The sequence below is a fragment of the Pseudomaricurvus sp. ABR4_320 genome (assembly GCF_056159445.1).
Window position 1 is genome coordinate 1 of record NZ_JBSWVF010000009.1, and the last position, 24,545, is coordinate 24,545.

The following is a 24,545-nucleotide window of genomic DNA, read 5'->3' on the forward strand; positions in this document are numbered from 1 at the left end:
GAATTCTCCTTAGAGTCAGTCTATAGTTAATACACTTACATCGTTAAGTCGATAGTAGCAGGGTAGAAACAGAGGGAGGTTTGAGCTTCCCGCTGATTGAGGCGCCGATAGTTACAGGGCTCTGGAGGCGATTTGGGCGGGGCGTATGATGAAAAAATGCCATCGGAGGATTGTTTGAGATGAGAATCGTGGCATTCCTCGGATGATAGAATAGTAACGTGCTAAGCGGGTGTTGGGTGTACGGGTCAAGAGTGTTCCAGAAAGTACTTATTTTATTACTTTTCTTGTCCTATGACGCTTTCGGCCAAGAGATCTATAAGTATAAGAACGAAAATGGCAAGTGGGTATTTACCGACAAGCGGCCTGTACATCTTGAAGACGATACTTTTGAGAGTATTGAATACGAAAGAGCAAAGCGAAAGCCAAGTCCGCGAGTCTTTCATCGCTATTCAAAGGGTAAATACACGATTGTCGCAGATAATCCACTCTATGCTCCCGTCGAGTTTAAAGTAAAATCAAAGGAATTTTCTGAAGGCTTTAAAGGCTTCGTTGTGCCTTCAGCAAGCCAAAAAGTCCTATTTGAAAGCCAGAGTAGAATTGACGGATTTCGCTATGGTTGGTGTCTCGGAGATCCCAGCGCGGTCGAGGATGAATATATCTACAAGGTGCCGATTTCATCGATGGCTTCTCATAAAATCACCCAATCGTTCAACGGGCGTTTTTCACATTCTGAACCGCCAAATCAATATGCTGTCGATATCGCATTACCGGTTGGTACGGATATTAGCGCAGCCAGAGGCGGCACTGTTATTTGGGTGAAGGATGATTATCACATGGGTGGCAGAAATGACTTTTTTCTCGATAAAGCCAATTTTGTCAAAGTACTTCATGATGATGGCACCTACGCCACTTATGCACATATTCTCAGTGGTACGGCTAAAGTAAGTGCCGGAGGAGTGGTCGAGACTGGTGATCTCTTGGCGAGATCGGGCTCATCCGGATATTCGACTGGCCCTCATCTTCATTTCGTCATTCGCAAGAATTCGAATTTTAAAAGTATCTCCACGCCATTTAAATTTGGCTCAAATGAGGGCGACGTGTTTATCCCAAAGGCGGGTATGAAAGTTGAAGGCCTGGGTAAGGGGTTTTGATTTGCCAGCAAAAAAGTAGTCTGGTCCAACATTACTAATGTCTTTAGTAGCAATGGTCTGAAAAACTTCTTAAGCAAGGAGGCAACTGATTGAGAAATGTAAACGCTCTTGTGCTGATGGTGATGTCGTTCTGTTGTATGGCGAATGACAGCAATCAGCCGGTTATCCCGATTGAAATTGATGAGGTAATCTCAACATCATGGCCAGAAGGGGGCGGCTTTTTTCGTGCCATCGTGAGTAATTCTGAGATCAATCCGTGCATTGTGATCGAATCACTCAGTCTATTAGAGGGTAAACGGATTGCGTTTGCTCAGCTATGTCCTACCGATATACAGATCGCAGATTATTATTTTGAGGGAAAAGACTTAGTCATTACAGATGACTATGCAGGCTTTTATGAGGAGGGGACTTACTTTAGGGACGATTCGTTAATTGTCAGGTTTGAAGTATTCCTAAATAGGGGCCCAAGTTTTCTCGGTCATTGTAAAATTCCCTTAGCTCCCGCCACCATCGGTGTGGCCCAATGTGAAAAGGGGAGTACTGAGCAATAGAGATGGTAGGTCATCCGGCGCTGTTTGATTTCTGCGAGAGGTTTGGTGGCATAAGGTAGCTACCCATGGTCATCTGACGTTGGTGGTGGAATTGCCGCTCTAGAGCTTCGTTCCAATGAGGACGCCACTGCCGGGGCTGCAAGAATCACGTTCGCTTGTCGCTGGGAAAGCATCAACTTCGGATGTTTCATTATCAGCCGGAGCTCTAGGGGCTGCGCTTTTCCCCGGTGAAAAGCGATTGACTGGCTCGCCGTCCGGTGTCTCAAGGGTGATAGGTAGGCATACTTTCATCGATACGTTGTATTTTTATGTGCCTGCCGTGACAATGCGGCTCCGCTTATTGTCAAAACGTCGCTTTTCCTGGAGTTATCCTTGACGAACGCTACCGATAACCGCGCTACCCAGATTGGCGTAATCAGTGCTATTGCTGCCTACTTAATGTGGGGGCTCGCACCGCTGTATTTCAAGCAGCTGGGAGCAATGCCGGCAATGGATGTCCTGATGCACCGCATTGTGTGGTCGGCCGTGGTGCTTTTTGTTTTGGTGATCGCGCTTGGACAATGGCTAAAGGTCAGGGCGGCGCTGGCGTCGTTCCAGGTCATGAAGGTGCTTTTCTTTGCCGGGTTATTGTTGGCGTCAAATTGGCTCTTGTTTATCTGGGCGATAAACAACGACCATATCCTGGACGCCAGCTTAGGTTATTACATCAATCCGCTCATTAATGTGTTTTTTGGTCGGGTTTTTCTTGGTGAAAGGCTTCGGCCTTTGCAACAGATTGCGGTAGGGTTGGCGCTCATTGGCGTGGCGATTCTAATCCTGTCGTACGGCGAAGTACCCTGGATTGCACTGGTACTGGCGTTTACGTTTAGTATCTACGGCCTATTAAGAAAGCGTGTGGCGGTTGAGGCTATGCCAGGGTTGTTTATTGAGAGCCTGATATTATTACCCGTTGCGCTGATTTATTGGGCTGGATTTGCCAGCGAGCAGAGTAACATGTTGGCGAATACGATGTCCTTCAACGCCTGGATCTTCGCTGCTGGTATTGTGACGACGGCCCCGTTGCTGTGCTTTACGATCGCCGCGCGACGAATCTTGTATTCCACTTTGGGATTCTTTCAGTACATAGGTCCGTCATTGATGTTTATGTTAGCGGTCTTTCTTTACGGGGAGCCGCTGGATGAGTCTCGGTTGGTAACCTTTGGCTTTGTGTGGTGCGCCCTAATCTTGTTTAGCGCTGATTCTCTGCGGGCCTATCGAATGCAGAGAAGAACCCTGCAGCCACTGTGATTCAACGCTTAGCGTTTGCTAGTAACTTAACGTCACAAAACGATTCATTGGAAGTTCCCATGTTTGAGCCTCTGATAAGCGAAGAGCATTATCCACTAAGCGTTAAATTGGTCGAATGTGACGGTATAGTCACGTTTGAGGATCAAATCGACGATATATCTCAACGTGATCTCGAATTTCTGGGTAGTATTCGTGACTGCTATTGTGCTTATGGTGCTATGGATAGCAGCATTCTCCCGTTTACATGCGGGTTAGCTCATGCCCTCGAGAGGAATTTGCCGACCTGTGAACAGGTGTTGCATTCCCTGTCGGTTACTCATTTTAAAAGTCAGCATATTTCACACCTAGCTCAGGTAAATATTGATTATCCCGGATATCAGCCAAATACCGAGAACGATGAAATCCATACGGATAGTGTTAATCAGTATATTTTTAATTACGAAAACCCTGAGGAATACAGCTTTCGTTTGCACCAGAAATTAAAGGACTGTGTTATTGACGAACATTTGTATTATGTGCTGATTCACGATCTGGTGAAATACGAGCGGTCTGTTGGGGCGCGGTCCAATGAACGTTTAGGCTTCAGCAGCGGGGTGGTGCTTTTTGCTGTTGGAGTCTCGAAACGCTCGGGCCGTTTGATGGGCGTTGTTACAAGTCAGGCTTGCCACAACTTATGTGATTAACCGATGAACACCTCTTAATGTAAGCCTTTTGGATTTTGGCTCTGGCGAGGTGGTACACGCGAAGACTCTTATTTCAGTATATGGTTTGCTCACTGTACGCAGTCGCTCCTTGTCGACACTATCTTTCAGCATTTCTCTAATACCCATTTGCATGAGTCAATAGATTGTCCGTCTACTGTATTGATTGAAAGTCACCATTTGCAAAACCATAGAAAATTATGATCGAAGAACGTATCAAAAAAGACATTATGGCGCGAATCCGCGCTGCAGAAATGGAGCATGGAGTTCGGGTTCTATACGCAGTGGAATCCGGCAGTCGGGCGTGGGGTTTTGAGTCTCCGAACAGCGATTATGATGTCCGATTTATTTACGCGCATCCAAAGGATTGGTATGTCGCTGTTGATCTTGAGGAAAAGCGAGACGTTATTGAATATGAGATTATCGACGAAATAGATATCAGTGGTTGGGATGTTAGAAAGGCTCTCAGATTATTTTGGAAATCCAACCCTGCGTTCATAGAATGGCTGCAGTCACCGATTGTGTATGTTGAGGAGGGGCGTTTTGCGCAAATGGCTCGTAGTCTGGTTCCTGCGACCTATTCCACGGAAAAGGGAATTTACCATTATCGAAGTATGGCTAAGACGAATTATCGTGGCTATTTAAAAGGCGATATGGTGCCCTTGAAGAAATACTTTTACGTGCTTCGTCCGCTGCTCTCGATCCTGTGGATTGAGCGGTACGGCTCACCTGCACCGATTGAGTTTCATCGCTTAAAAGCCCTGCTATCGGATGATAAAAGCCTTAGCGCGCGAATCGACGAGCTGCTACTGCGGAAGAAGCGCAGCCTTGAAAAAGAAACTGCACCTCCGATTGTGGAGCTTAACGAATTTATCGAAGGCGAACTGGCTCGCCTAGACGACTACCGTGAGCATCCCGGCTCACGAGACCAAGAAATGTCGATGTTGAACTGCTTGTTCCACGATGTCTTGGAGGTGTAAAACGTGCGTTCGAGCCGAAAGTCTAAGCTAATGGCAAGAATAACGACAAATTTTGCATGGATATACTGACCATTGCTTAACTCCGCTTTTTCGTTTTACCTTGCACTGATTTGAAGCGGGGATTGGATTTACAGATAACGTATATGCGACCTCTGCGCTTTACCACCTGACAATCTGGATGCCTTGATTTGGCGCTTTTGAGCGAGCTTAAAACTTGCATTACCGTTTCATCCCTCGATTAAATCGTTTTTTGAATTTGGCGATTCGGCCATCGTTTTGAGCAATCCGCTGTTTCCCTGTGTAAAACGGATGTGATTCGCTTGAAACATCAAGCGTCATATAGGGGTAGGTTTTACCCTCGAACTCCGCAGTGTGTGACGTTTTTAAGGTGGAACCTATAACAAAGTAACTATCAGACGTAGTGTCGTGGAATAAAACATCTCGATACTCCGGATGAATATTAGGTTTCATGAGTTAATCTCTGACCGTAAAAATGAAACATTATAACATTACGCCACTTAATGCAAATGTCTCTCATTAGCATTAAATTTGAAGAGGGGTTTGCTTCGAAAATAAGAGGCTATTTAAATTGAACTGGGAAGTACCAGTGCCTTCTGATGATGAAATAAAAAGATTGCCAGTTTAGGGCGCGGTTTCTGACCTGTTCATGGATGCAGAGCTGGACGATATCGACGATTATTATGTTGACCGTATTACAGGGGCATCCGGCTACTCACTCGAAGACATCAATGATCCCTTTAGGAATGAGCCGTTTCCCGTCTGTGGCGACAATCTGCAGATTATCGCTGGCGAATGGACTGGGCTCCGACCCGTTTAGCTGAGAGAAAGCATCTTGTCCATCCTATCGCGAAAGAGTACGCCTTTACTTGATGCTGGAATTATTTCAAAAGACGTAATTGTCGAAATGATGATGCAAGAGCTGGTTAACCTGTGCCAGTAATTTGCCGAAAGCCTATAGTGAGGCTGTGTTTCATGAAGGCAAACCGGTATCTATAAAAACGGGTCTGTCATCTTGGCGATTTAGGCGATTTCCCTATAAATATGAGTCCCGCTAATGCTTTGATGAATTAATACCACTTTTTTTCATGGTTCAGTCCCAGTATAAAGCATCTGCCGCTTTTAACTGGATACGATTGTTCTTCGGTTGCTTTGGTCGCCACGAAGTCAAACGTTGTGGATAAGGTGAAATCGAAGGAATAGCAGATCCAGAAAAAGCCATTACGACATTCATATTTTCTTAGACACAGTATACGTGATCACTATGAAAAAAGACTTTGTGTTTTCCATAAAAAAAATGTTTTCGATGAAAACTATCAGCCATCGAACAGTACACGCATTACGACGAACTTTGCTAATCTAGCCCGGGGTGATATGCGGAAAGAGAATCTGCGCAATACCTTGAGGATGATCGACAATCGTTTTAACGCTTTGGCAGCTTGGGATAATCCTAAAGGTGATCGCTATTCTCTCCAGTTAGAAATTATTTCCGTTGATATGGATGTTGAGGGCAGGGGCTATACCTTCCCATCAATCGAATTACTTAAAACCACTATTGTTGATCGCAAAACCAATGATCGTATAGAAGGCATCTTAGGCAATAATTTTTCATCTTACGTGCGGGATTATGATTTTAGCGTATTGTTGCTAGAGCATAATAGGGGTAAATCAAAATTTAGTGTTCCAGATAACTTTGGTGATCTCCATGGAAAGCTCTTTAAGTCTTTTGTGAGTTCCGAAGTTTATAACCAGCATTTTAATAAGCCACCGGTAATATGTTTGAGTGTTTCGGATAATAAAATTTATCATCGTATTGAAAATCAGAATCCAGTGTTGGGTTTTGAATATCAGCCAAATGAATCTTCGTTAACTGAACAGTATTTTAAAAAATGGGGTTGCAGGTTCGTTATTTTATGCCGCCCGATACCGCTGCACCTTTAGCGTTTTATTTCTTTGGTGATCTACTCAATGATTACGCAAATCTAGAGTTGATTAGCACCATCAGTACTATGGAGACTTTTCAAAAAATCTATCGCCCTGAGATTTACAACGCGAATTCTGTTGCTGGACATCGATATCAACCCAGTTTAAATAATCGGGATCATTCGTTAACTCAAATAATATATGATCGAGAAGAAAGGAGCACTCTGGCTCTAAAGCAGGGACGTTTTGCCGAAGAGAACTTTATCAAACCATACCAAAGAATATTGGAAAGTTGGTCTGAAAATTACGTTCTTTAGTTCTGGTTATCACTTTAAATATCCACTTTTTGCAATCAAATCTCACCAGTTTCTAGGTTAGGGCGTCTTGGGTACTATCTTCCATTCACTTCATTTTGCAACAGCATCTACTATGAAAAAACTATTACCGACATCGACGGCAGGTAGCCTGCCTAAGCCGTCTTGGCTTGCTCAACCCGAAACACTTTGGTCGCCCTGGAAATTACAGGGCGATGAGTTGATCGACGGCAAAAAGGATGCGCTCATTTTGGCATTGCAGGATCAGCAAAGGTCGGGTATCGATATTGTTAGTGATGGCGAACAAATACGGCAACACTTTGTTACAACGTTCATCGAACACCTCAACGGCGTAGATTTTGACAGGCGTAAAACCGTTAAAATTCGCGATCGCTATGACGCGAGCGTGCCGGTAGTTGTTGACGCTGTTTCTCGTCAAAGACCAGTTTTTGTCAACGATGCTACTTTTTTACGCCAGCAAACTGAGCAACCTATTAAATGGGCACTTCCTGGGCCAATGACTATGATAGACACGCTTTATGATGATCATTATAAAAGCCGTGAAGAGTTAGCTTGGGAATTTGCAAAAATCCTCAATGAGGAGGCCAGAGAGCTCGCAGCGGCTGGTGTTGATATTATTCAATTCGACGAGCCTGCTTTTAATGTCTTTTTTGATGATGTGAATGACTGGGGTATTGCTGCATTAGAGAAAGCTATTGAAGGTTTGGAATGTGAAACAGCGGTACATATTTGCTACGGCTATGGTATCAAGGCTAATACAGAATGGAAAAAAACTCTGGGGTCAGAGTGGCGGCAATACGAAGAAATATTTCCGAAACTACAAAGTTCTCATATCGACCTGATCTCTCTGGAATGTCATAACTCCCGTGTACCGATGGAACTCATTAACCTTATTCGTGGTAAAAAGGTGATGGTTGGAGCTATCGACGTGGCAAACAGTTCTATTGAGACTCCAGAGGAGGTTGCCAATACGCTGCGGCATGCGCTTGAGTTTGTCGATGCGGAAAAGCTCTATCCATGTACCAACTGCGGAATGACACCATTGTCTCGCAGGGTAGCATCTGCCAAGCTTAATGCCCTAAGTGCCGGCGCTGATATCGTAAGAAAGGAGCTTAATTCCTAGTAGGAAAGAAGAGCGTTGAGTAAATTATTGAGATTTTAGCATTCAGGCAACTAAAGGCTGAGCAAGCGCAGCCCTTAGTCGTCAGCAATCTAAAGGGGAAGGTATTCGATACCTTATCTCAAACTGGCCAAAATACCTTCAATCATCTCTTTCGCCGCTGTATCCTCAGCAGGGTAGCTGTATCGAAAGGTGATGCGAAAATACTCTGAGTCAGTATAGGAATATTTGAAAGCCAGGGCGCTGGCCTCAATCTGTTTAGCCCCCTGCTGGCTAACCGTAATATAAACTGGAGAGGGGCCAGTCCAATGTAAAAGGTCCGCCATAGACTAAAGGGATTGTTCAATGTAAAAGCTTTAAACTGTGGAGGACATACTCATGCAATGCCGCCGTTTGCGTAAATGGCTTGTCCGTTCACCCGATAAGACTCTTTGTCGCAAAGTTGAGCAATCACCTGGGCGATGTCCTCGGGTTCACCCAAGTGGCCATGTGGGGTGCGCTGGATAAGGGGCGCTATCTGCTCCTGAGTTTTGCCATCCGTAAACAAGGTGGTATTAACAACCCCCGGGAGGGCGTTCAAATTTTACGATTGGGCGTATCATCGTTGGCGATAGGCTGCTCTTGTTCGGCTTGTAGCGCAGCCTCGGTGATCTGCTTGATCAGAGGGGTGAGTAAGCCATCCTTGCCGTTGAGTGGCTTTCCAGCTTTGATATGGGCGATGGCTTCTTCAAGGTCGAAGGGCTGGTCTGTGTTGGGCATGTGTCGTCTCCTTTGGAGTCCAGTCTAAGGGATGACACAGAAATTTGAACACTACCACCCCCGGCGCTACCGCATTGACGGAGATATTCCGTCCGGCGAGCTCCTTGGCCAACACGGTTGCGTAGATCTCCTGAGCCATTTTGGACGCGGCATAGGGGCCGTAGTTTGCGGTACGAAATTTATTGATGGCCGACGAGAGGGTAATGATTCTGCCGCCATCACGAGTTCGTCTGGCAGCTTCTCTCAGAGTTTGAAAGCTGCCCAGAATATTGACATCCATCATGTGGTGGAATTCTTTATCGGTCATCTCTGCGAAGGGCGCTAAGTGCATGACGCCGGCATTGGCGACGACGACATCGATTCCGCCAAAGGCTTCCTCTCCTGCATCAAAGAGCGCCTTTACTGCCTCGGGATCTCGCACATCGGCTTGTCGCCAGATGGCGTGACTTCCACTGGCTTTAATCTCCTCAACCACCTGTGCCGCCAGATCCTTGTTAACTTCGCAGTTAACCACGACCCGATAGCCCATGCGACCCAGATGCTTCGCGGTAGCCGCACCGATGCCACGGGAGGATCCGGTGACGAGTGCGACCTTATCTTGTCCGCTGTCTGCGGATGTATTGGTTCCTTGCTTCGTGCTAGCGTCCGCTCCCGCAGTACGTGCCATTGCAGCTGTTGTCGCAATGGCGCTTGCACCTGCTAGAACATTTCGACGCGACAGTCCGTTCGTTTTGGGTTCATTCTCGTTTTTGGTCATGGTAGATTCCTCTCTACGTTTGGTTTTGCCATGGCGTGAACTCGCCCAATACCAAAGAAATATAATCGCTCATCGCGCGCTCGCATCGGTAACACTGAGCGATTTATGACATTCTGGCCGGTGAGCTCTTAAGAGCATTTTTATCCTTCTGGTGGTGAAAAGCTTGCCAGAGACTGCGTAAAACTTGCCTTTTTCTGCGGCTTTGAGAGGCGGCCTATGCGAGACTGCGAATGTCATTCTGAAGTTTTAAAGAGATCGCCATGAAGATGCTAAAACACAAAGTCAGCCGCTATGGACGTCGTCACCGGAATCGGGATGGGTTGACGTTTACGCCCGTGTCAGGCTTGAGAATGATGGTTGTGGATGCGCCGGGCAAGAGCATGCATTCTGTCTATCGGCCTCTAATCTGTTGTGTCTTGCAAGGCGCGAAACATATGGTTGTCGGTAACGAGGAGCGGGTTTTTCACGGTGGTCAAACGGTCATCGTCGGTGCGGATATGCCGGTTGTTGGTCGTATTGTTGAGGCGAGTGTCGATCTTCCTTATCTCGCGGTGGCCGTGGAGTTGCAAATGACGTTACTGCGTGACATTGTCATGGATGTGCAAGCTCACAAGGATGTAGACACGTCATTTGGTGTCGATACGCTATTCTCTGAGCCGACAGAAAACGAAGTGTTAGATTGTCTGTTACGGCTGATAAATCTATTGGATCGTCCTTCTGCGGCGCCGATCCTGCAACCGTCCATCATGCGTGAATTGCACTATTGGCTGCTGGCGGGTCAGCATGGTTCAGCGTTAAGGGATCTTTCTGACCCCGCTAGTTATTCTGGTCGTCTTGCCGCTGCGGTTTTGATGCTGCGTGAAAACTACCGCTCCCGCCTCTCCGTGGATGAACTCGCAGAGGCGGCGACTATGGGAGTGACCGCTTTCCATAAGAACTTCAAAAAAATGACATCGCTGACGCCTGGGCAATTTCAAAAAGATTGCGTCTGGTGGAAGCTCGTCGCTTAATGTTTGAGGAGGGCGTTTCGGCCAGCAACGCGGCTTTTGATGTAGGCTATGAAAGTGTATCTCAGTATACTCGAGAATATCGACGGCTCTATCAAAGATCGCCGAAGCAGGATGCCTTACAGCATCGATCAGACAGCACACTGAAGAGAGAATCGTCTGAGTCTTAATGTTCCATAGTCCCTTTATCACCTTATTACTAAAATCTTTAGCTTAACGTTATTGTTTTTCAGCCCTAGCATCACGGCGTTGAGTACTGCACATCGAATACAGCAGTTTTACGTTACCTGAAGGCATATCATGGGGCTAAGGACACTCTCCACAGTGGTTATGAGATCTCGTATATTTACATCGGTCCGGAATAGAGCAGTGCTTTCTGATGATGATATTGAAAAAAGGCTGCCGGTTTGGGAGGCGCTTTCTGACCTGTTATTGGATACAGAGCTGAGCGATATCGACTATCAACATATCGGCCGCACTATAGTGGCATCAGGCTACTCACCCGAAGAGATCAGTGATCTGTTTTGGAATGAAGTGTTTCCCGCCTGCGGCGACAATTTACGCAGCATCGCTGGTGAATGGGCGGGGTTTAGTCCCGATTGGTTACGAGAGAGGATCTTGTCCGTCCTATCACAAGACAGAGTGCCTTTACTTGATGCCGGCATTATTTCGAAAAATGCAGTCGTTGAAATGACGAAGCAAGAGCTGTTCAAGCTGTGGCAGTATCTGCCGAGAGCTTACTGTGAGGCCCTGTTGGCCGGTAGCGAACCGGTGCCTGTAAAAACGGCTTTGTCATTTAAGAAGTGGTGGCGCTTTTGGTAGTCTATTCAATGAAAAGTGTTTGTTCGGGCGCCGTTGGCTTGGATGATTGCAAGCACCGTTTACAAAAAAATATACGCAGGAAAGCCGGTAAGCAATTGAGAGCGATATTGGTTAAACATCTACCACGGAGCCTTTACGAAAGCTGCCTTAGTTGCGATCCCGACATCAGTCTTCTTAGTCATGTATCTTGCAGTCAGTAAAACCGGCTTGGATTTTCTCTCTGCGTAAAATTTTCAGGTATAAATTCCAGAGTGCCTTTTCAGCGGCTGACCACAAAGCGCTAAACAGTTGAATCCTTCATGGTTAGCACTTTGCTGGCTATTTTTACGCCACTGTTTATCTCAAACTGGCCAAAATACCTTCAATCATCTCTTTCGCCGCTGTATCCTCAGCAGGGTAGCTGTATCGAAAGGTGATGCGAAAATACTCTGAGTCAGTATAGGAATATTTGAAAGCCAGGGCGCTGGCCTCAATTTGCTTAGCCCCTTGCTGGCTAACCGTAATATAAATAGGGGAGGGGCCCGTCAAATGTACCTCGTTGGTCAGCTCCAGGTCATGCGGAAGCGCTTTCTTCTGCTTCTCGTTCAACGACGTCGCTGGTGACTGACAGCCATACATTGCCCATTGACCCCTCGTAGGCGTAGGAAATATCAGCACTTCTTGCGTTGGTTTGTTCGCCGGCTTCTTCTTGAAACGGAGTGTCTTTAAGACGCATACTAAATAGGGGCAAAAATCCTCTACCGCCTGCGTAGACGTCAATGTACGGGTCCCGCCATAGACTAGCGGGATTTGTGGCGGGGGCGAGAGACTCAACGGTTGATTCCAGAATGACCTTGTCATTCGGATTCATGACTTTGACAACGTCTTTCAGCTTGTTGAGTACTTCGTCTTCACTGTGTTCTCCAAAAGGGATGCCGATCTGGCCAACGAATTGGCCGCGCTGAAAAAAATACTGTAGGTACTTCTGAGTAGTTTGATTGATATAAACGGCTGAATTGCTACTGTCGGCTTTCGTGACTAGTTGGGTTTCTGTCAGATAGGATGAATCCCGCTGATAGATGCTATTTGCTCCACTAAAAACAACGTTTCCAGAAACAGTTTCACTTTCGCGAAGAAAAAGGGGTTCATAGTCATACAACAGCATACCGTGAACGAAGAGTTCCCCTCAGGTGGGATCTTGGTAAACAACCGTTTCCTTTTCGTAATAGTCGTTTGGTTTATCATGTTTTGACTCAGAATTGAAGGTATCTGAGGCGTTGCGAAATTTGCCCAGGTTTGGAAAAACATTCTCGATGTTAGTGATGACGATTCTGTCTTTGTCGCCTTCATCTGGTCGCCATTCATTGGCAAAGGGGGCGTTCCGTAGAAATGCTGCAAGATCCGTGGTTGCGGCTGGTGGTGTGGGTTCCGCGGGTGTAAACGTTCGGCTTGGCTCCTTTGAGCAGGACGCCGTAACGATAATTAAAAGTAGGACGATCAGTTGTTTCATTTATAACCTTTCAATAAACGTGCAGTTGATCTGTTTACAGTTTTCCAGAGACGAAAACTGTGCGGTGATTCAGGAGTGAGGTGATTTGTTCAATAAAGCCTTCACTCAGGGGCGGCCAATTCCAGAATTCGAAACCAAGACAACCAAACCCCCAGGCCGGATCGTGTTACCAGTGATCTATGGGTTTATCTGCGCCGCAGTGAGGGCATGGCAAAATTCCTGGGCCTCGGTTGCTGTACCATTCATCCACGGCGTAATCCCAGCTTTTAGTTCCCACTTCAAATCGAGTACCACAGGTGGAACAAACAGCGTCACCACCACCCTGACCAGGATGAAACAGGCTACGCGTTGTAATGACGGCAAGTCCATTTGTGAGAAGTGATAGGAAGTGTGAATCTTGGCCGGTGGTTGCCAGATGGTAAGCTTGGCCGGGCGGGTAGCCCAGTTCTGTTTCGCTGAGGATATTGTCCATTTTATGCTTGCCCATGATCTGTTGGTCAAGAAGCCAATGGCACACGCGCTGGCTCAACATTGCAGCTTCGCTTTCCGAAGCATCACAGTCAACGATGGTCTGAAAGAAGTCACCCATGGTTTGCTGCCTTATTCGTATCTCTAACTTTGCTGCAGTGTAGGCCCATTCATTACTCTGCTCGCTTCAACTCGCGGCTGTTAATATGAACGACCTTTAGTACTGAGGTGGGATGGTTGAATCTGGGTCTTCATGTTGAAGAGAAAACTCACTGCTGTCTTAAACATTTACTCTATACAATAATAGTCTGAACGTACTTTTACGTGGCAGGTATTTTAAACATGTTTCACGATAGGCGCCTATTCTTTGACGAAAGATTTCGCTGAAACAGTCCAAATCGCCGATAACCTTCGTTTATTGACGCTTTCTAAAACGGATATATTTTAGCATGTTGTACTCTAAGGTTTGACTGCCGACATAACCTGCCGTACCACATGGCGGAACGCTCATCCTTTTTCGTTCCATTGTTGAAAGCCACAGATATATGACCTATCGCCCAAACCAATTAGAGATAGAAAATAACCCTATATGGGCTTATTTGGAGGCTTCGGAGATTCCCTGGTTAGAAACCAAGCAATCTCTGATTGAGCGCTTCGGTGTGTCTGAAGAAAGGGTATCGAAGCGACGTAAAATAACCATCGCCCATTCAGCGAATGTCTTCAAGAAAATGTATCTGGATTTGAGCTTTACTGATTCGGCAGCGCTGTTGTATTTGCCTCCCAGTGAATTCGATGGGATTTTTAAGAAAATCAAACCGACAGCTTCTGAAGAATTCGATTACTGGCAAGCACAGGTGAGTAAAATACTTGGCCCGCCAACTCATTCATCTGGGGCTGATATTGATACCATAAATACCAATGTGTTTAGGTGTGAATGGCATTATCCGCCGGCTCGTCTTCAGTTGATCATTTGGCCTAAAATTCTACAAGACAAAAACACAACATACGCTTGGATTGATCGCAAGCGGGAAGAGGCATGTCATGTAAAAATCGAAACGGGCTTGACGAGTTTTGCCAGTCCACAGGACTTAGCAGAATTTGCAGGATCCTCCGCTCTTGAGCTGCCTTATGTCATTGGGGCTAATTACCAGGCGAGGGCGTCTGCCTATATCCGGCAAAGTCCCTTCTGGCGAAGCTTTCGTGATCAAGACCGGGAGCGAGATATACATGTGGTCCAGCCTGATTCGCCGATACAATTGTATATAAGCCGCGATAAGGAGAGCCTCTTTTTATTACAGGATTGTGGCTTTCAACGATGCGACGTTAATCGCATTGAGAAGGTTGCCGTTGGCCGAATTTTGCCAGCCAAGGGAGGTGGAGGCAGCTATCTCTACCTAAAGCTCAAGCCGGATTTGAGTGAGGGTCAGACCTGCACTATCGCGAGTTGTAGCCATCCAGATGGTTTCAATACCATTGCTGAAACCCTTGCCAAAGCGCTAAATTGTCCGTATGAACTCGGTGAATACCAGTATGATTGTTAGGCGCGAGCGTGTTGTAATGAATATATTGTGTCATGAGCACGCCGTAACGACATTCATGTAGACTTGGGGCGCTAGCCCTACTGCATTGGGTTTGGCAATTTGCGTATTCGTTTATCCTAGCTGCATCAATCGGCGACAATCATTCCATCAAAAAATAAGCGAACCTAGCTACTTTCTTGGATACGCGTTTATGCGCATAAAATTGACTATCAACGAATAAAATAGCCATGATCAAAGACACTATTGAAAGAACCTTCCATCTTGGCCAGCGATTGCCAAAGGCAATCGTGCATATTTGTGAGTATCTGGACATTCATGGCTATCCGATCAGCGGCTGTTTCGAGCTATCTGACTTCGGGATGAGTGATTTGCGTCTCTGGTTTAAAAAGCATCCTGATTGTGTTGATCGCTTCATGCCGTTTGGAAGGGGAGCGTGCGGTGATGTCTATGCGATCTGGCTCGTTGACGACTTGGATCCGGAAGAGGCTCCAATTGTCATGTTCGGATCCGAAGGTCAATTGACGGTTCTGGCACTCAATGCCCGGGAATTTTGTATGCTGTTATGCCTTGGGTATACCGAACTTGGGCTGGAGGATCATACCGAGGTGGGGGAGGATTATGATGAGACAGAACCCTTTCGGTGTTTTGTTCAAAAGATCTACAATTTTCAGTTGCCGGAAACGGCGGAGGAAACGATTCGACGCGCGAACTTATCTTATCCTGGTTTTAAGGAATGGGTTGAAAATCATTCATGGTAGCCTGAAGGTTGAGGATCGCCGAATTTTCCAGTTTCTCTTTGATGTGCAATATGTTCAGTAAATTGGGTCAATTTTTCACTTACCTACTGGGTAAAAGGTCGGAAGTCAAAGATCTCGAAAAAAAGGATCTTTTGTTAGCGAAAACGGTGCTCGACATTCATCGAACGAAGATGTCCTCTTCCTACAGTATTATTCCGTTATTTTCTATAAAACAGATTCATGCGATTGACCGTGAAAACGCTATCCGTGCAACAGAGCATAGAGCCCATATTTTACGCCAGTCAAAATCAGAACTATTGCGAAAAAAGGTGTTGACCAGAGAGGTGTTGTTTCACTACATCCCTTCTGTTTCTGGCGTGAAAGTGGTTAAAGATCGTGATGGTAGCTACATCGCATTCGAAGGCAATGGACGCCTCGTTGCTCTACAGCAGGTTTTCACGCCCAGTGATGATATGTCTATTGAGGTGGAAGAACACCATTTCAATCACTCTAAAAAGATACTTCGGCGGATGAATCGAGTAAGAAAGTATAATAAACTGCAATGACCTTTCGTTCTGTTGAATTCCCTGACAAGAACCAATCGCTCGGGAATTCGATGGAGAGAGGTTCCTTAGTTTTGATTTTATAGTCGTTCTATTGGTGAAAGGGAGGTGCCATATTATGGGAAAATTAAGTGCTCGTGAGCGTCAGACTCTAGAGCGAGTTATGGACCGCTTACCTTCCAACAATCAAATACGGATACAAATGCGCCTGTATTCGACGTTTCTCGTATTTGGCGGACTCGTCTCGATAGCGGGGATCATCCTTACCCTTCAAAACTTTCATCAAGAGTCGTTGACGTTTATTTTGGTTCCTACGGCGATTGTTGGATCACTGATTGTTTTTATATCGTCGATTGGCTTGTACATGTCGAAGAGAAACAGAGAACACGCCGTATTAAAAGGCATATTACGTAAGCTGGTTCCCTAGGGGGGCAGCTGTATCGTCAACCCACGTTAAATCCCTTACAGGCTGCGCGTTATCGGACGTTTCTTATGGCTCTGTAATAACGCAGTCGTATCAGCAGCGAACGCAAGGGTTCAAAGAACGAGTAGGGCTTGCGTTCACGACGAATGTTGCAACTCTTCGTCCGATCTCTCGATCCTTTTTGGATTCTGTCCGTCGTACCATAAATCTGGCATCTAAAACAGCCTGTATATTCGTTTTAAGAAGCTCTACAGTTGCGCCTGCGATGGGGCGAGCGCCCTGTTTTGAAAGGATTGAGGTAGAAAAACAATCATGGAGTTTTCTCTGGAAGCCGTACAGGATCTCGCTCCTGATCAGGCTTCACTAAATGCCGCAAAAAAACTGTTGAAGCCAGGCAAGTGGCCGGTGTTAGGCCAGTCTAAAACCGTCACGTCAATATGGGGCCAGTGTCAGGGATCTGGCTCCAACCCTTATTTGACCATGGCGGATGTCGTGGATCGGGGATACAAATGTACCTGCCCCTCCCGTAAATTTCCGTGCAAACATGTCTTGGCGTTATTGTGGCAATTCGCCGACCGGCCCGACGATTTTGGTGAGGGCGAGCCGCCAGAATGGGTTCATGAATGGTTGGGACGTCGCAAGAAAAAGTCGACCAATAGTGATACCGAACCCGCTAAGTCGATCCGGGGAGCCAGTATCGCACGGGCAGTGGAGCCACAAACACCGGAGCTTTCTGCTGAGGAGCAAGCAAAGAAAGACCTGGCTCGCCAACGTCGCGCAGAAAAAACACGAGCGGAAACCGATGCACAGATTGCCGAAGGGTTGGTTGAACTTCAGCGTTGGGTGTGTGACCAATTGCGTGTCGGTATTGGCGCTCTGTTAAAAGAGGTGTCCTCCAAATGTCGCCAGATTGCTGCTCGCCTGGTCGATGCGAAGGCCATCAATTTGGCATCGCGGCTGGATGAATTGCCCGCTCAGGCGCTGTCTCTAGAGAGCCAACGGCAAGCCAGCTTTGTGATGAAGGAGCTGGGCCAATTGGTGTTGCTCGCGGAAGCTTGGTTGGCCAATCGTGAGGATGCTGATGCCCGTCGTGGTGTGGGTGCCACTGAGCCAAAAGATCAACTTATTGAGGCTGAGGGCGCAACGCCGGTTGCCGGTGTGTGGCAAAAGGTTGGTGAGAAAATACAAACTCGACGCGATGGTTTAATCAGTCATGAAAGCTGGTTTCTGAAGTTGGACAACAAGCCAGGCGAGGCGCCCGTATTTGCGCAATTGCTCGATTTTTATCCTGCCTCTGCGGGGCGTAGAGAATCGGCCGGGGGCATCGGGCAATGCTTGCAAGCAGACCTGCTGTTTTATCCCAGTCGTGTACCCTTGAGAGCCCTGCCGATACAGCAATCGATACTCTCTGAATCCCAACTTGAATGGCCGCCGGGCCAGCAGTCGGTAGCAAAGGCGTTGACCAGTGCCCTGTCGACGTTACCTTGGATTCGTCAGCTGCCCTGCCTGTTGGGTGCCGGGCGGGTGCTTGGTGACGGGGAGGGGCGCTATTGGTGGCGTGATGCGTTCCAGACAATTCCCCTCGCAAACCAGGAGTTGATGCCGTTAATCCTTGGCAGTCAACTGACGGGAGCGGTGGTGTTATGGAATGGTCACCAGGGCGAATTGTTGAGTGTTCTGGCCAATCCATGGGGGATGCTGCAATGTTAACACCTGTAGATGTCTCCGAATTGGAAAAAGAAGCGCGGCAAATCGCCATTCTACAGCGACGTTGGATGGTCGGCGCTGCCGACGCCTTGCCGATCGACCAGTATCCCGCCAGTTGGCAACCTCTGTTGACAGGGGCGGATGCGGAGCGTGCGCTGCTGGTGAGTTTGGCGCTGGCCAGTCAGCAGTCGGCCTTTTTAGAATCCCTCACACAACCAGCGGGTTTGACGGAGTTTACCGAATTACCATCGCTGCCATTACCGACACTACCCGATTCTCTGCGAGGTGCCTTTCGACGTGCGCTGAGTGGCTTTACCGGCGGTGAGTATGGGGTGGATGTTCGCTATTTGTTGGCAATGTTAGAGCGCCGAGGCGTGGTGGCGCATCCAGCAGATTGGATGCCGACGGGTATGCAAACCAATTTTCCAGAAATCTATTTGCCCTGGAGCAGTTGGCAGCAGAGCAAAGCGACCTTGTCGCGCTCCCAGGATGTGTCGCTGACAGAAGAGAATTGGGATGATTTTTACCCGGCTGAGCGGTTATTTTTATTGCGCCAGATGCGCTTGCGAGAACCCGATCTCGCTCGGGAGCTTATCTCTGTGTGTGCTGCAAGAGAGTCTGCCGACAAACGCCTCAAAATTATCGATGTGCTATCGATTCGATTGTCTGAAGCGGATGTTGAATTTCTGCAAGGGCTACAGGGTGATCGTTCGAAAAAGATTGCCGGGTTGGCCGGGAGCTTTCTCGCCCGATTGGGCCAGCCGACATCAGTTCTACAAAACCCGTCGAATACTGAGGCTGCGGCAACTTTGGCAGGGTGGCTCTCAATTTCCGCGGCGGGCGCTGTGGAATCCGTCAAACTCAAAAGTGGCAAACAACGCAGCCAGCGCGCGGAGCTACTAGAGCTGTTGCCTCTAACCATGGTTGCTGCAGAATTAAAGCTGCCGTTGGACGCACTGGTGGTCGGCTGGAGCTTTACCGCCAACTCAGCTGCGGATAACAGTGCGTTTGTGCAGAACGCCAGTCAAACGCTGAACGATGACCTGATCGCCCGTCTACTGGCGTCGCTGCTGCAACAAGACGTGCCTGGTACCCATTTGCTGATGTGGAGCCTGCCGCTGTTAGAACGTCTCGACGTCAGTCATAACACGCAGGCCGCTCAGCGGTTGCTTTTACAGGCGTCCGCGGAATTTGATTTCTTTCAGTGCCTGCGTATGGCTCAGGGTGAATTGCCGGATTTGGATCTCGTGACACTACAGTCAACCTACGCCTGGCAAATTCTTTCTGACCAATTGCGAATCGACTTGTCGGAAGGCGGCTATGTCAATAACAGCTTTTCTGAAAAACAACTGGTGTCGCTTGGCGTGTTGGCGACCAGGGAGTTGGCGGAGGCGCTGTTGGCGCCGCTGCAGGAGCTGGGCATGCTGCTGGCAGATCCAGCACTGGAAACGCTACGGCTCAACAGTCAGTTATCAACGTGTGAATTAAGGACCTCATAAATGCAAGAGATACTTCGCCAGCCGGCAGAGGTGAGCTATCGCGCGGAATTGGATGCGCTCAAGGAAAATGACAGCGGCAACAAGCCCACTAATTGGTATCTGTCGCCGCAGTCGGTTGTGACCTATTTGATGGGCGGTGCCACGGTAAATGGCGTTGAGATATCCGCCAAATACGTGGGTAATCGTCGTTTGATTGAAACGGCGGTAGCGACTCTCGCAACGGATCGCGCTCTGTTACTTTTGGGTGTTCCCGGAACGGCGAAATCCTGGGTAAGTGAACACCTCGCCGCGGCGATCAGTAACAACAGTACCCAGGTGATTCAATGTACTGCGGGTACCGACGAGAACCAGATCCGGTACGGTTGGAACTATGCACAGCTGTTGGCGAACGGCCCCAGCAAAGAGGCTTTGGTGGCGACGCCGTTGTTCCGCGCGATGGAAGCGGGAACTCTGTGTCGACTGGAAGAGTTAACCCGCATGGGTTCCGATGTGCAGGACACGCTGATTACTGTTTTGTCGGAGAAAATGTTACCGATCCCCGAACTCAACGAGGCGGTTTTTGCCCAGCGTGGTTTCAACATTATCGCGACGGCCAACAATCGCGACAAAGGCGTTAACGAGCTGTCGTCTGCGCTAAAACGTCGCTTCAATGTGGTGGTGCTGCCGCTACCGGATGATCGCGATGAAGAGGTGAGTATTATCAGTCGTCGGGTCGAGCAAATGGGCGATTCTCTCGAGTTGCCGGTGCCCACCAACACGCGTGAAGAAATTGAAAAAGTTGTCACCATATTTCGGGAGTTGCGCGGTGGCGAAACCCAGGATGGCAAAGTGGTTCTGAAAAGCCCGTCCGGAAACTTATCCACTGCAGAAGCCATTGCGGTGATGGTTGGTGGCATCAGTCAGGCCAATTGGTTCGGTGGCGGCACGCTGGCAGCCGAGGATTTGTCTGCAAATATTGTCGGCGCGGTTGTGAAAGACCCCGTACAAGATAAGGCGGTGCTGGAAGAGTATCTCGAAACCGTGCTGAAAAAGCGTCCGGAATTCGCTGCCTATTATCGATCTCTGAATGATGCGCTCTAATCGGTACCTGTCGCATGTCCGCTGATCAGATTCACTATTTCGGAATTCGCCACCACGGACCCGGCTCGGCAGAGCGTCTGGTCGCCGCGTTAAATCGACTGCAACCGGCGGCGGTGCTGATTGAGGGCCCTGCCGATTGTACGGAGCTGTTTGCTGAGCTGGCGAACCCGCATATGGTGCCGCCTGTGGCGCTGTTGTCCTACGTCGCTGATGACGCCAGCCTGTGCAGCTATTTCCCGTTTGCGGAATTCTCTCCGGAATATCAGGCGTGTGTTTGGAGTCAGAGCAACAACGCTCATCTGGAGTTAATCGATCTGCCCGTCGCCATTCGACTCGCCGCGGATCAGGCGGATGCGACCCTCTCCCTCGACGCAGAAGAGGATACCGAAGAGGGTGCTAAGCAAGCCGAGACTCTCGCGGCGGAGTCTGCGGATCCAAAAATGACCGCAATCATTAATGATCCCATTGGCGCTATTGCTCAATTAGCGGGGTACGACGATGGTGAGTCCTGGTGGAATGATGTTATTGAACAGAATCGCGATGACGACGCGAATCTGTTTGAGACGGTCGCCATGGTCATGTCGGCGTTGCGAGACGAAGTTCAGCAGCAACCCGGTTACGAAAGTCATCCTGCAATGCAGCGAGACCTTCCCCGCGAAGCCCACATGCGGTTGGCGATTGCGAAGGCTGCCAAAGATATTGACGGGCCCATCGCCGTGGTGTGTGGCGCCTGGCACCTTCCCGCTCTGAAGGAAAAGCATACAGCGAAAAGTGATCGCGCGCTATTGGCGACCTTGCCGAAAAAATTACCGCCCAAAAAGTTACGTAATACCTGGGTGCCCTGGACGTTTCCCCGATTGGCCAGTCGGTCTGGTTATGGTGCCGGTGTGGATGCGCCCAAGTGGTATCAACACCTCTGGCAATACCGAGGTCAACACAACGGGTTGGAACACTGGTTGGCGGCGGTTGCCTGGGCGTTACGATCGGCAGGACACATTGTATCGACGGCGTCCATCATTGAAGCTGTACGCTTAAGTCAAAGCCTTGCCGCTTTGCGAGGACGGCCAGCGGTGGGGTATGAAGAACTTCGCGAGGCGATCGTCGCCTGTTTGTGTTTTGGTGAAACGCTGCTTTGGGAGCAGCTGGAAAACACAATATTGCTGGGCAATGAAGTCGGGGAGATTCCACCGGATTCTCCTCTTATGCCGCTGCTAGAAGACCTTCAGAAGTTGCAGAAAACGCTTAAGATGAAACCGGAGGCTCTACCAAAAGAGTTAGCTGTCGATTTACGCAGTCAAGCGGGGACGGCCAAATCTGAGCTCTTGCATCGCTTAAATCTATTAGGTGTTCCCTGGGGAAAACTGCAGGATAGTGGCAGCAGTCGCGGTACTTTTCGGGAGCGTTGGTCCCTATCCTGGGAGCCGGAATACGCCGTCGCCCTGGTGGATAATCTGGTGTATGGCGGCACCATCGCTCTGGCGTCCGCGGCCAAGTTGTGCGAAAGGCTGCGCACGGAAACTCAGTTGGGCGAGCTCGCACTGGGTGTGCAACAGGGATTCGATGCCTGTCTCGATGAGGCCATTGATGTTGGCCTGTCGCGTTTAGAAACCGTGGCGGCAGAAACAGCGGATTGTCTATCACTATTGAATGCGATTGCACCGCTGGTTGCGATTAGCCGTTACGGCACTGCGCGTGCAGTCTCTCGACAGCAGGTTGCCACGCTCGTTCAGCGTCTGGGTATTCAGGCGGCGATTGCGCTGCCTTACGGTTGTCGCAGTCTCAATGAGGAGGAGGCGACCCGGCATCGTCTTGCCCTGGCTGATGCTCATCAGGCCATATTATTGGCGGAGCTTGACGACAGCTTTATGGAGGGCTGGTGGCAAGCGTTTATGGATGTGGTTGATAGTCCGTTATCCGCCCAACAGTGTGCGGGTATTTGTGCGCGATGTCTGTATCAGGCGGAACGCATAGACGCGGAACAGCTGCAGACACTGTTACAAAAAATGTTGTCCCCGGCAATTCCGGCTGTGTCTGCAGCGGCCTTTTTCGAGGGCTTCTTTGATGGGGCTGTGGATCGATTGCTTTATGATGACATTCTTCGCCATGCAGTGGAGGACTGGTTGGTTGCCATCGACGACGAAGACTTTAGTCAGTTCCTGCCATTGTTGCGCCGTACGTTTGCGTCACTGGATGCCATGGAGCGTAAACGTTTGATGGATGCGGTGGCCCGTGGGCGGTCTACTTTACATGACGATTCTACCCCGATTATCAACACGCAGGCGATTGATGACTGGCAGAGCCAACTGCAGCGCTTGGCCAAGCTATTGAATAGAGAAAAGACGTGGAACCTGTAAATTCCGATGCCGATACGGCGGCAGCCGACGGCACCTCAACACCTATCGACCCGATGGAAAGTGATCGCCGTTGGCGCTTGGTTTTAGGCGAGGACAGCGAGCAGCTGGCGTCTGACCGAGATCGGCGCTTAAACGCGTGTCTACAGGCTTTGTATAACACGGATGTCCGGCAGACCCAGAGACGGGGAGGTTTGGGAGGTTCTTCGCCCAAGCTATCGCAATGGTTGGCGGACATTCGAGAATTTTTCCCGAGCTCGGTGGTACAGGTGGTACAGCGTGATGCCTTTGACCGCCTGGGACTAAAGCAAATGTTGATGGAGCCGGAGTTTCTCGCAGCGATCGAGGCCGATGTGCATCTGGTGGCGGATTTGGTCAGCCTGCGTGCGGCCATGCCTGAAAAAACGCTCGATACCGCACGGGAAGTGATTCAAAAAGTCGTGGCAGAGTTGATGGCTCGTCTTGAATCCAAAACCAGCGAGGCGATACGCGGAGCGATCAACAAAAGTAAACGCACTTACCGACCACGTTTTAATGATATCGACTGGCATCGCACCATTACAGCGAATTTGCGTCATTATCAACCTGAGTTGAAAACCGTTGTACCGGAAAAGCTCATCGGGTTTATGCGACAGCAGCGCCGACTGGTCGATCTGGATGAGGTCATTCTGTGTGTTGACCAAAGTGGCTCCATGGCGTCTTCGGTGGTTTATAGTTCGATTTTCGCCGCCGTGATGGCATCGATCCCAGCGGTGAAAACCAAGTTGATTTGCTTCGATACGGCCGTGGTGGATTTCACGGAAGATTTGGCGGATCCGGTGTCGGTATTGTTCGGTATTCAACTGGGCGGAGGAACCGATATCAATCAGGCGGTTGCCTATTGCGAGTCTAAGATCGAACGGCCTTCGAAGACCCATTTGATTTTAATTACCGATCTGTATGAAGGTGGGGATGAAAGCGAGCTGAAGAGGCGCATCGCCAACCTGATTCGACAGGATGTTAACGTCATTACGCTGTTAGCGTTAAACGATGATGGAAAGCCCAGCTTTAGTGCAGAGTTGGCGGCAGATTTTGCAGCGATTGGTTCACCCGTCTTCGCCTGTACGCCAGATCAGTTTCCTGACTTAATGGCGACGTCCTTAAAGCGAGAAGATATTCAAACCTGGGCGGCGGATCAGGATATCAAGACAGTATTGCCTGGCGTTGACAGCGCGTTATGATTAAAGCCTGAACGAGGGTTAATCAGAGGTTCTCCAGCCTGAATACAGGAGACTG

28 protein-coding genes and 2 pseudogenes are annotated in these 24,545 nt (G+C 48.7%); 20 read left to right on the forward strand and 10 right to left on the reverse strand.

The genetic code is table 11. From position 1 onward, the window contains the following. Positions 1-251 precede the first annotated feature (251 nt). From ACXAFR_RS17520 to ACXAFR_RS17540, 5 genes are all read left to right on the forward strand, one after another. Positions 252-1,151: a peptidoglycan DD-metalloendopeptidase family protein gene (locus ACXAFR_RS17520; protein ID WP_475179057.1), complete on the forward strand. Its 900-nt coding sequence runs from the start codon at positions 252-254 to the stop codon at positions 1,149-1,151. A gap of 89 nt (positions 1,152-1,240) precedes the next feature. Further along, entirely contained in the window at positions 1,241-1,702 is a 462-nt protein-coding gene (locus tag ACXAFR_RS17525) for a hypothetical protein (RefSeq protein WP_475179059.1), read from the forward strand. Between the two features lie 372 nt (positions 1,703-2,074). Further along, entirely contained in the window at positions 2,075-2,989 is a 915-nt protein-coding gene (gene rarD / locus ACXAFR_RS17530) for an EamA family transporter RarD (protein ID WP_475179060.1), read from the forward strand. Between the two features lie 59 nt (positions 2,990-3,048). Beyond that, positions 3,049-3,672 carry a hypothetical protein gene (locus tag ACXAFR_RS17535; RefSeq protein WP_475179062.1) on the forward strand — a complete coding sequence of 208 codons (624 nt, stop codon included), beginning with the start codon at positions 3,049-3,051 and terminating at the stop codon, positions 3,670-3,672. A 218-nt stretch (positions 3,673-3,890) separates the two neighbouring features. Beyond that, positions 3,891-4,670, forward strand: a complete 780-nt coding sequence (locus ACXAFR_RS17540; RefSeq protein WP_475179063.1) for a nucleotidyltransferase domain-containing protein — start codon at positions 3,891-3,893, stop codon at positions 4,668-4,670. Between the two features lie 76 nt (positions 4,671-4,746). On the opposite strand, the gene ykgO is transcribed toward ACXAFR_RS17540, so the two are convergent. Then, a complete protein-coding gene (ykgO, locus tag ACXAFR_RS17545; RefSeq protein WP_475179065.1) occupies positions 4,747-4,890 on the reverse strand; it encodes a type B 50S ribosomal protein L36 in 144 nt (47 codons plus the stop codon). After that, positions 4,890-5,141, reverse strand: a complete 252-nt coding sequence (locus ACXAFR_RS17550; protein WP_475179066.1) for a type B 50S ribosomal protein L31 — start codon at positions 5,139-5,141, stop codon at positions 4,890-4,892. Before ACXAFR_RS17550 ends, ykgO begins: the two co-directional genes overlap by 1 nt. A 190-nt stretch (positions 5,142-5,331) precedes the next feature. Between ACXAFR_RS17550 and ACXAFR_RS17555 the strand changes: the two genes are divergently transcribed. The 3 genes and pseudogenes from ACXAFR_RS17555 to ACXAFR_RS17565 all read left to right on the forward strand — a co-directional run bounded on the left by ACXAFR_RS17555 (position 5,332) and on the right by ACXAFR_RS17565 (position 8,069). Then, positions 5,332-5,508 carry a DUF7079 family protein gene (locus ACXAFR_RS17555; protein ID WP_475179432.1) on the forward strand — a complete coding sequence of 59 codons (177 nt, stop codon included), beginning with the start codon at positions 5,332-5,334 and terminating at the stop codon, positions 5,506-5,508. 518 nt (positions 5,509-6,026) lie between these two features. After that, positions 6,027-6,928: pseudogene (locus ACXAFR_RS17560) on the forward strand (putative oxygenase MesX). A gap of 112 nt (positions 6,929-7,040) precedes the next feature. Beyond that, positions 7,041-8,069 carry a methionine synthase gene (locus ACXAFR_RS17565; protein WP_475179068.1) on the forward strand — a complete coding sequence of 343 codons (1,029 nt, stop codon included), beginning with the start codon at positions 7,041-7,043 and terminating at the stop codon, positions 8,067-8,069. 113 nt (positions 8,070-8,182) lie between these two features. Here ACXAFR_RS17565 and ACXAFR_RS17570 read toward each other — a convergent pair whose 3' ends face one another. From ACXAFR_RS17570 to ACXAFR_RS17585, 4 genes and pseudogenes are all read right to left on the reverse strand, one after another. Next, a complete protein-coding gene (locus tag ACXAFR_RS17570) occupies positions 8,183-8,392 on the reverse strand; it encodes a hypothetical protein (protein WP_475179069.1) in 210 nt (69 codons plus the stop codon). A 50-nt stretch (positions 8,393-8,442) separates the two neighbouring features. Then, complete coding sequence (locus ACXAFR_RS17575) at positions 8,443-8,646, reverse strand: SDR family oxidoreductase (RefSeq protein ID WP_475179070.1); 204 nt, start codon at positions 8,644-8,646, stop codon at positions 8,443-8,445. Between the two features lie 2 nt (positions 8,647-8,648). After that, a pseudogene (locus ACXAFR_RS17580) lies at positions 8,649-8,825 on the reverse strand (IS256 family transposase); the annotation flags it as partial. Then, positions 8,794-9,582 carry an SDR family NAD(P)-dependent oxidoreductase gene (locus ACXAFR_RS17585; RefSeq protein WP_475179072.1) on the reverse strand — a complete coding sequence of 263 codons (789 nt, stop codon included), beginning with the start codon at positions 9,580-9,582 and terminating at the stop codon, positions 8,794-8,796. The gene ACXAFR_RS17585 and the pseudogene ACXAFR_RS17580, both read right to left, overlap by 32 nt. A gap of 260 nt (positions 9,583-9,842) precedes the next feature. Between ACXAFR_RS17585 and ACXAFR_RS17590 the strand changes: the two genes are divergently transcribed. The 3 genes from ACXAFR_RS17590 (at position 9,843) to ACXAFR_RS17600 (ending at position 11,411) form a co-directional block, all read left to right on the forward strand. Continuing rightward, positions 9,843-10,592 (forward strand): AraC family transcriptional regulator, encoded by a 750-nt coding sequence (locus ACXAFR_RS17590; RefSeq protein WP_475179074.1) that lies wholly within the window; start codon positions 9,843-9,845, stop codon positions 10,590-10,592. Further along, on the forward strand, positions 10,592-10,759 hold the full coding sequence (locus ACXAFR_RS17595) for a hypothetical protein (RefSeq protein ID WP_475179435.1): 168 nt from the start codon (positions 10,592-10,594) through the stop codon (positions 10,757-10,759). Before ACXAFR_RS17590 ends, ACXAFR_RS17595 begins: the two co-directional genes overlap by 1 nt. 199 nt (positions 10,760-10,958) lie before the next feature. Further along, entirely contained in the window at positions 10,959-11,411 is a 453-nt protein-coding gene (locus tag ACXAFR_RS17600; protein ID WP_475179076.1) for a DUF7079 family protein, read from the forward strand. A 336-nt stretch (positions 11,412-11,747) separates the two neighbouring features. Here the strand turns inward: ACXAFR_RS17600 and ACXAFR_RS17605 are convergent, their stop codons facing one another. The 4 genes from ACXAFR_RS17605 to ACXAFR_RS17620 all read right to left on the reverse strand — a co-directional run bounded on the left by ACXAFR_RS17605 (position 11,748) and on the right by ACXAFR_RS17620 (position 13,489). Further along, positions 11,748-11,939 carry a hypothetical protein gene (locus ACXAFR_RS17605; RefSeq protein WP_475179079.1) on the reverse strand — a complete coding sequence of 64 codons (192 nt, stop codon included), beginning with the start codon at positions 11,937-11,939 and terminating at the stop codon, positions 11,748-11,750. A gap of 25 nt (positions 11,940-11,964) precedes the next feature. Next, the gene (locus ACXAFR_RS17610) at positions 11,965-12,555 is read right to left on the reverse strand and encodes a hypothetical protein (protein ID WP_475179080.1); all 591 of its coding nucleotides are present in this window, start codon (positions 12,553-12,555) and stop codon (positions 11,965-11,967) included. 21 nt (positions 12,556-12,576) lie between these two features. Next, positions 12,577-12,900, reverse strand: coding sequence for a hypothetical protein (locus ACXAFR_RS17615; RefSeq protein ID WP_475179082.1), 324 nt, complete (start codon positions 12,898-12,900; stop codon positions 12,577-12,579). 166 nt (positions 12,901-13,066) lie between these two features. Next, positions 13,067-13,489, reverse strand: coding sequence for a hypothetical protein (locus ACXAFR_RS17620; RefSeq protein WP_475179084.1), 423 nt, complete (start codon positions 13,487-13,489; stop codon positions 13,067-13,069). Positions 13,490-13,913: 424 nt separating this feature from the next. Between ACXAFR_RS17620 and ACXAFR_RS17625 the strand changes: the two genes are divergently transcribed. The 9 genes from ACXAFR_RS17625 (at position 13,914) to ACXAFR_RS17665 (ending at position 24,490) form a co-directional block, all read left to right on the forward strand. After that, the gene (locus ACXAFR_RS17625) at positions 13,914-14,909 is read left to right on the forward strand and encodes a hypothetical protein (protein WP_475179086.1); all 996 of its coding nucleotides are present in this window, start codon (positions 13,914-13,916) and stop codon (positions 14,907-14,909) included. A gap of 227 nt (positions 14,910-15,136) precedes the next feature. Beyond that, positions 15,137-15,667, forward strand: coding sequence for a hypothetical protein (locus ACXAFR_RS17630; protein ID WP_475179088.1), 531 nt, complete (start codon positions 15,137-15,139; stop codon positions 15,665-15,667). A 50-nt stretch (positions 15,668-15,717) separates the two neighbouring features. Further along, a complete protein-coding gene (locus ACXAFR_RS17635; protein WP_475179089.1) occupies positions 15,718-16,212 on the forward strand; it encodes a hypothetical protein in 495 nt (164 codons plus the stop codon). A gap of 115 nt (positions 16,213-16,327) precedes the next feature. Then, positions 16,328-16,636, forward strand: a complete 309-nt coding sequence (locus ACXAFR_RS17640; protein WP_475179091.1) for a TRADD-N-associated membrane domain-containing protein — start codon at positions 16,328-16,330, stop codon at positions 16,634-16,636. 309 nt (positions 16,637-16,945) lie between these two features. After that, positions 16,946-18,343 (forward strand): SWIM zinc finger family protein, encoded by a 1,398-nt coding sequence (locus ACXAFR_RS17645; RefSeq protein ID WP_475179093.1) that lies wholly within the window; start codon positions 16,946-16,948, stop codon positions 18,341-18,343. Continuing rightward, the gene (locus tag ACXAFR_RS17650; protein ID WP_475179096.1) at positions 18,277-19,839 is read left to right on the forward strand and encodes a DUF5691 domain-containing protein; all 1,563 of its coding nucleotides are present in this window, start codon (positions 18,277-18,279) and stop codon (positions 19,837-19,839) included. The genes ACXAFR_RS17645 and ACXAFR_RS17650 overlap by 67 nt, the downstream gene beginning before the upstream one ends. After that, positions 19,840-20,919, forward strand: coding sequence for an ATP-binding protein (locus ACXAFR_RS17655; RefSeq protein WP_475179097.1), 1,080 nt, complete (start codon positions 19,840-19,842; stop codon positions 20,917-20,919). 14 nt (positions 20,920-20,933) lie between these two features. Continuing rightward, positions 20,934-23,273, forward strand: a complete 2,340-nt coding sequence (locus ACXAFR_RS17660) for a DUF5682 family protein (protein WP_475179099.1) — start codon at positions 20,934-20,936, stop codon at positions 23,271-23,273. After that, positions 23,261-24,490, forward strand: a complete 1,230-nt coding sequence (locus tag ACXAFR_RS17665; RefSeq protein ID WP_475179100.1) for a VWA domain-containing protein — start codon at positions 23,261-23,263, stop codon at positions 24,488-24,490. The genes ACXAFR_RS17660 and ACXAFR_RS17665 overlap by 13 nt, the downstream gene beginning before the upstream one ends. Positions 24,491-24,545 lie beyond the last annotated feature (55 nt).

Excerpts from the sequence above, each read along its gene's own strand:
- ACXAFR_RS17610 (WP_475179080.1), bottom strand. The coding sequence starts at position 12,555 with ATGCTGTTGTATGACTATGAACCCCTTTTTCTTCGCGAAAGTGAAACT.
- ACXAFR_RS17535 (WP_475179062.1), top strand. The coding sequence starts at position 3,049 with ATGTTTGAGCCTCTGATAAGCGAAGAGCATTATCCACTAAGCGTTAAA.
- ACXAFR_RS17540 (WP_475179063.1), top strand. The coding sequence starts at position 3,891 with ATGATCGAAGAACGTATCAAAAAAGACATTATGGCGCGAATCCGCGCT.
- ACXAFR_RS17635 (WP_475179089.1), top strand. The coding sequence starts at position 15,718 with ATGTTCAGTAAATTGGGTCAATTTTTCACTTACCTACTGGGTAAAAGG.
- ACXAFR_RS17630 (WP_475179088.1), top strand. The coding sequence starts at position 15,137 with ATGATCAAAGACACTATTGAAAGAACCTTCCATCTTGGCCAGCGATTG.
- ACXAFR_RS17570 (WP_475179069.1), bottom strand. The coding sequence starts at position 8,392 with ATGGCGGACCTTTTACATTGGACTGGCCCCTCTCCAGTTTATATTACG.
- ACXAFR_RS17660 (WP_475179099.1), top strand. The coding sequence starts at position 20,934 with ATGTCCGCTGATCAGATTCACTATTTCGGAATTCGCCACCACGGACCC.
- ACXAFR_RS17655 (WP_475179097.1), top strand. The coding sequence starts at position 19,840 with ATGCAAGAGATACTTCGCCAGCCGGCAGAGGTGAGCTATCGCGCGGAA.
- ACXAFR_RS17585 (WP_475179072.1), bottom strand. The coding sequence starts at position 9,582 with ATGACCAAAAACGAGAATGAACCCAAAACGAACGGACTGTCGCGTCGA.
- ykgO (WP_475179065.1), bottom strand. The coding sequence starts at position 4,890 with ATGCAAGTTTTAAGCTCGCTCAAAAGCGCCAAATCAAGGCATCCAGAT.
- ACXAFR_RS17565 (WP_475179068.1), top strand. The coding sequence starts at position 7,041 with ATGAAAAAACTATTACCGACATCGACGGCAGGTAGCCTGCCTAAGCCG.
- ACXAFR_RS17650 (WP_475179096.1), top strand. The coding sequence starts at position 18,277 with ATGGAATGGTCACCAGGGCGAATTGTTGAGTGTTCTGGCCAATCCATG.
- ACXAFR_RS17625 (WP_475179086.1), top strand. The coding sequence starts at position 13,914 with ATGACCTATCGCCCAAACCAATTAGAGATAGAAAATAACCCTATATGG.
- ACXAFR_RS17550 (WP_475179066.1), bottom strand. The coding sequence starts at position 5,141 with ATGAAACCTAATATTCATCCGGAGTATCGAGATGTTTTATTCCACGAC.
- ACXAFR_RS17615 (WP_475179082.1), bottom strand. The coding sequence starts at position 12,900 with ATGAAACAACTGATCGTCCTACTTTTAATTATCGTTACGGCGTCCTGC.
- ACXAFR_RS17645 (WP_475179093.1), top strand. The coding sequence starts at position 16,946 with ATGGAGTTTTCTCTGGAAGCCGTACAGGATCTCGCTCCTGATCAGGCT.
- ACXAFR_RS17590 (WP_475179074.1), top strand. The coding sequence starts at position 9,843 with ATGAAGATGCTAAAACACAAAGTCAGCCGCTATGGACGTCGTCACCGG.
- ACXAFR_RS17640 (WP_475179091.1), top strand. The coding sequence starts at position 16,328 with ATGGGAAAATTAAGTGCTCGTGAGCGTCAGACTCTAGAGCGAGTTATG.
- ACXAFR_RS17620 (WP_475179084.1), bottom strand. The coding sequence starts at position 13,489 with ATGGGTGACTTCTTTCAGACCATCGTTGACTGTGATGCTTCGGAAAGC.
- ACXAFR_RS17595 (WP_475179435.1), top strand. The coding sequence starts at position 10,592 with ATGTTTGAGGAGGGCGTTTCGGCCAGCAACGCGGCTTTTGATGTAGGC.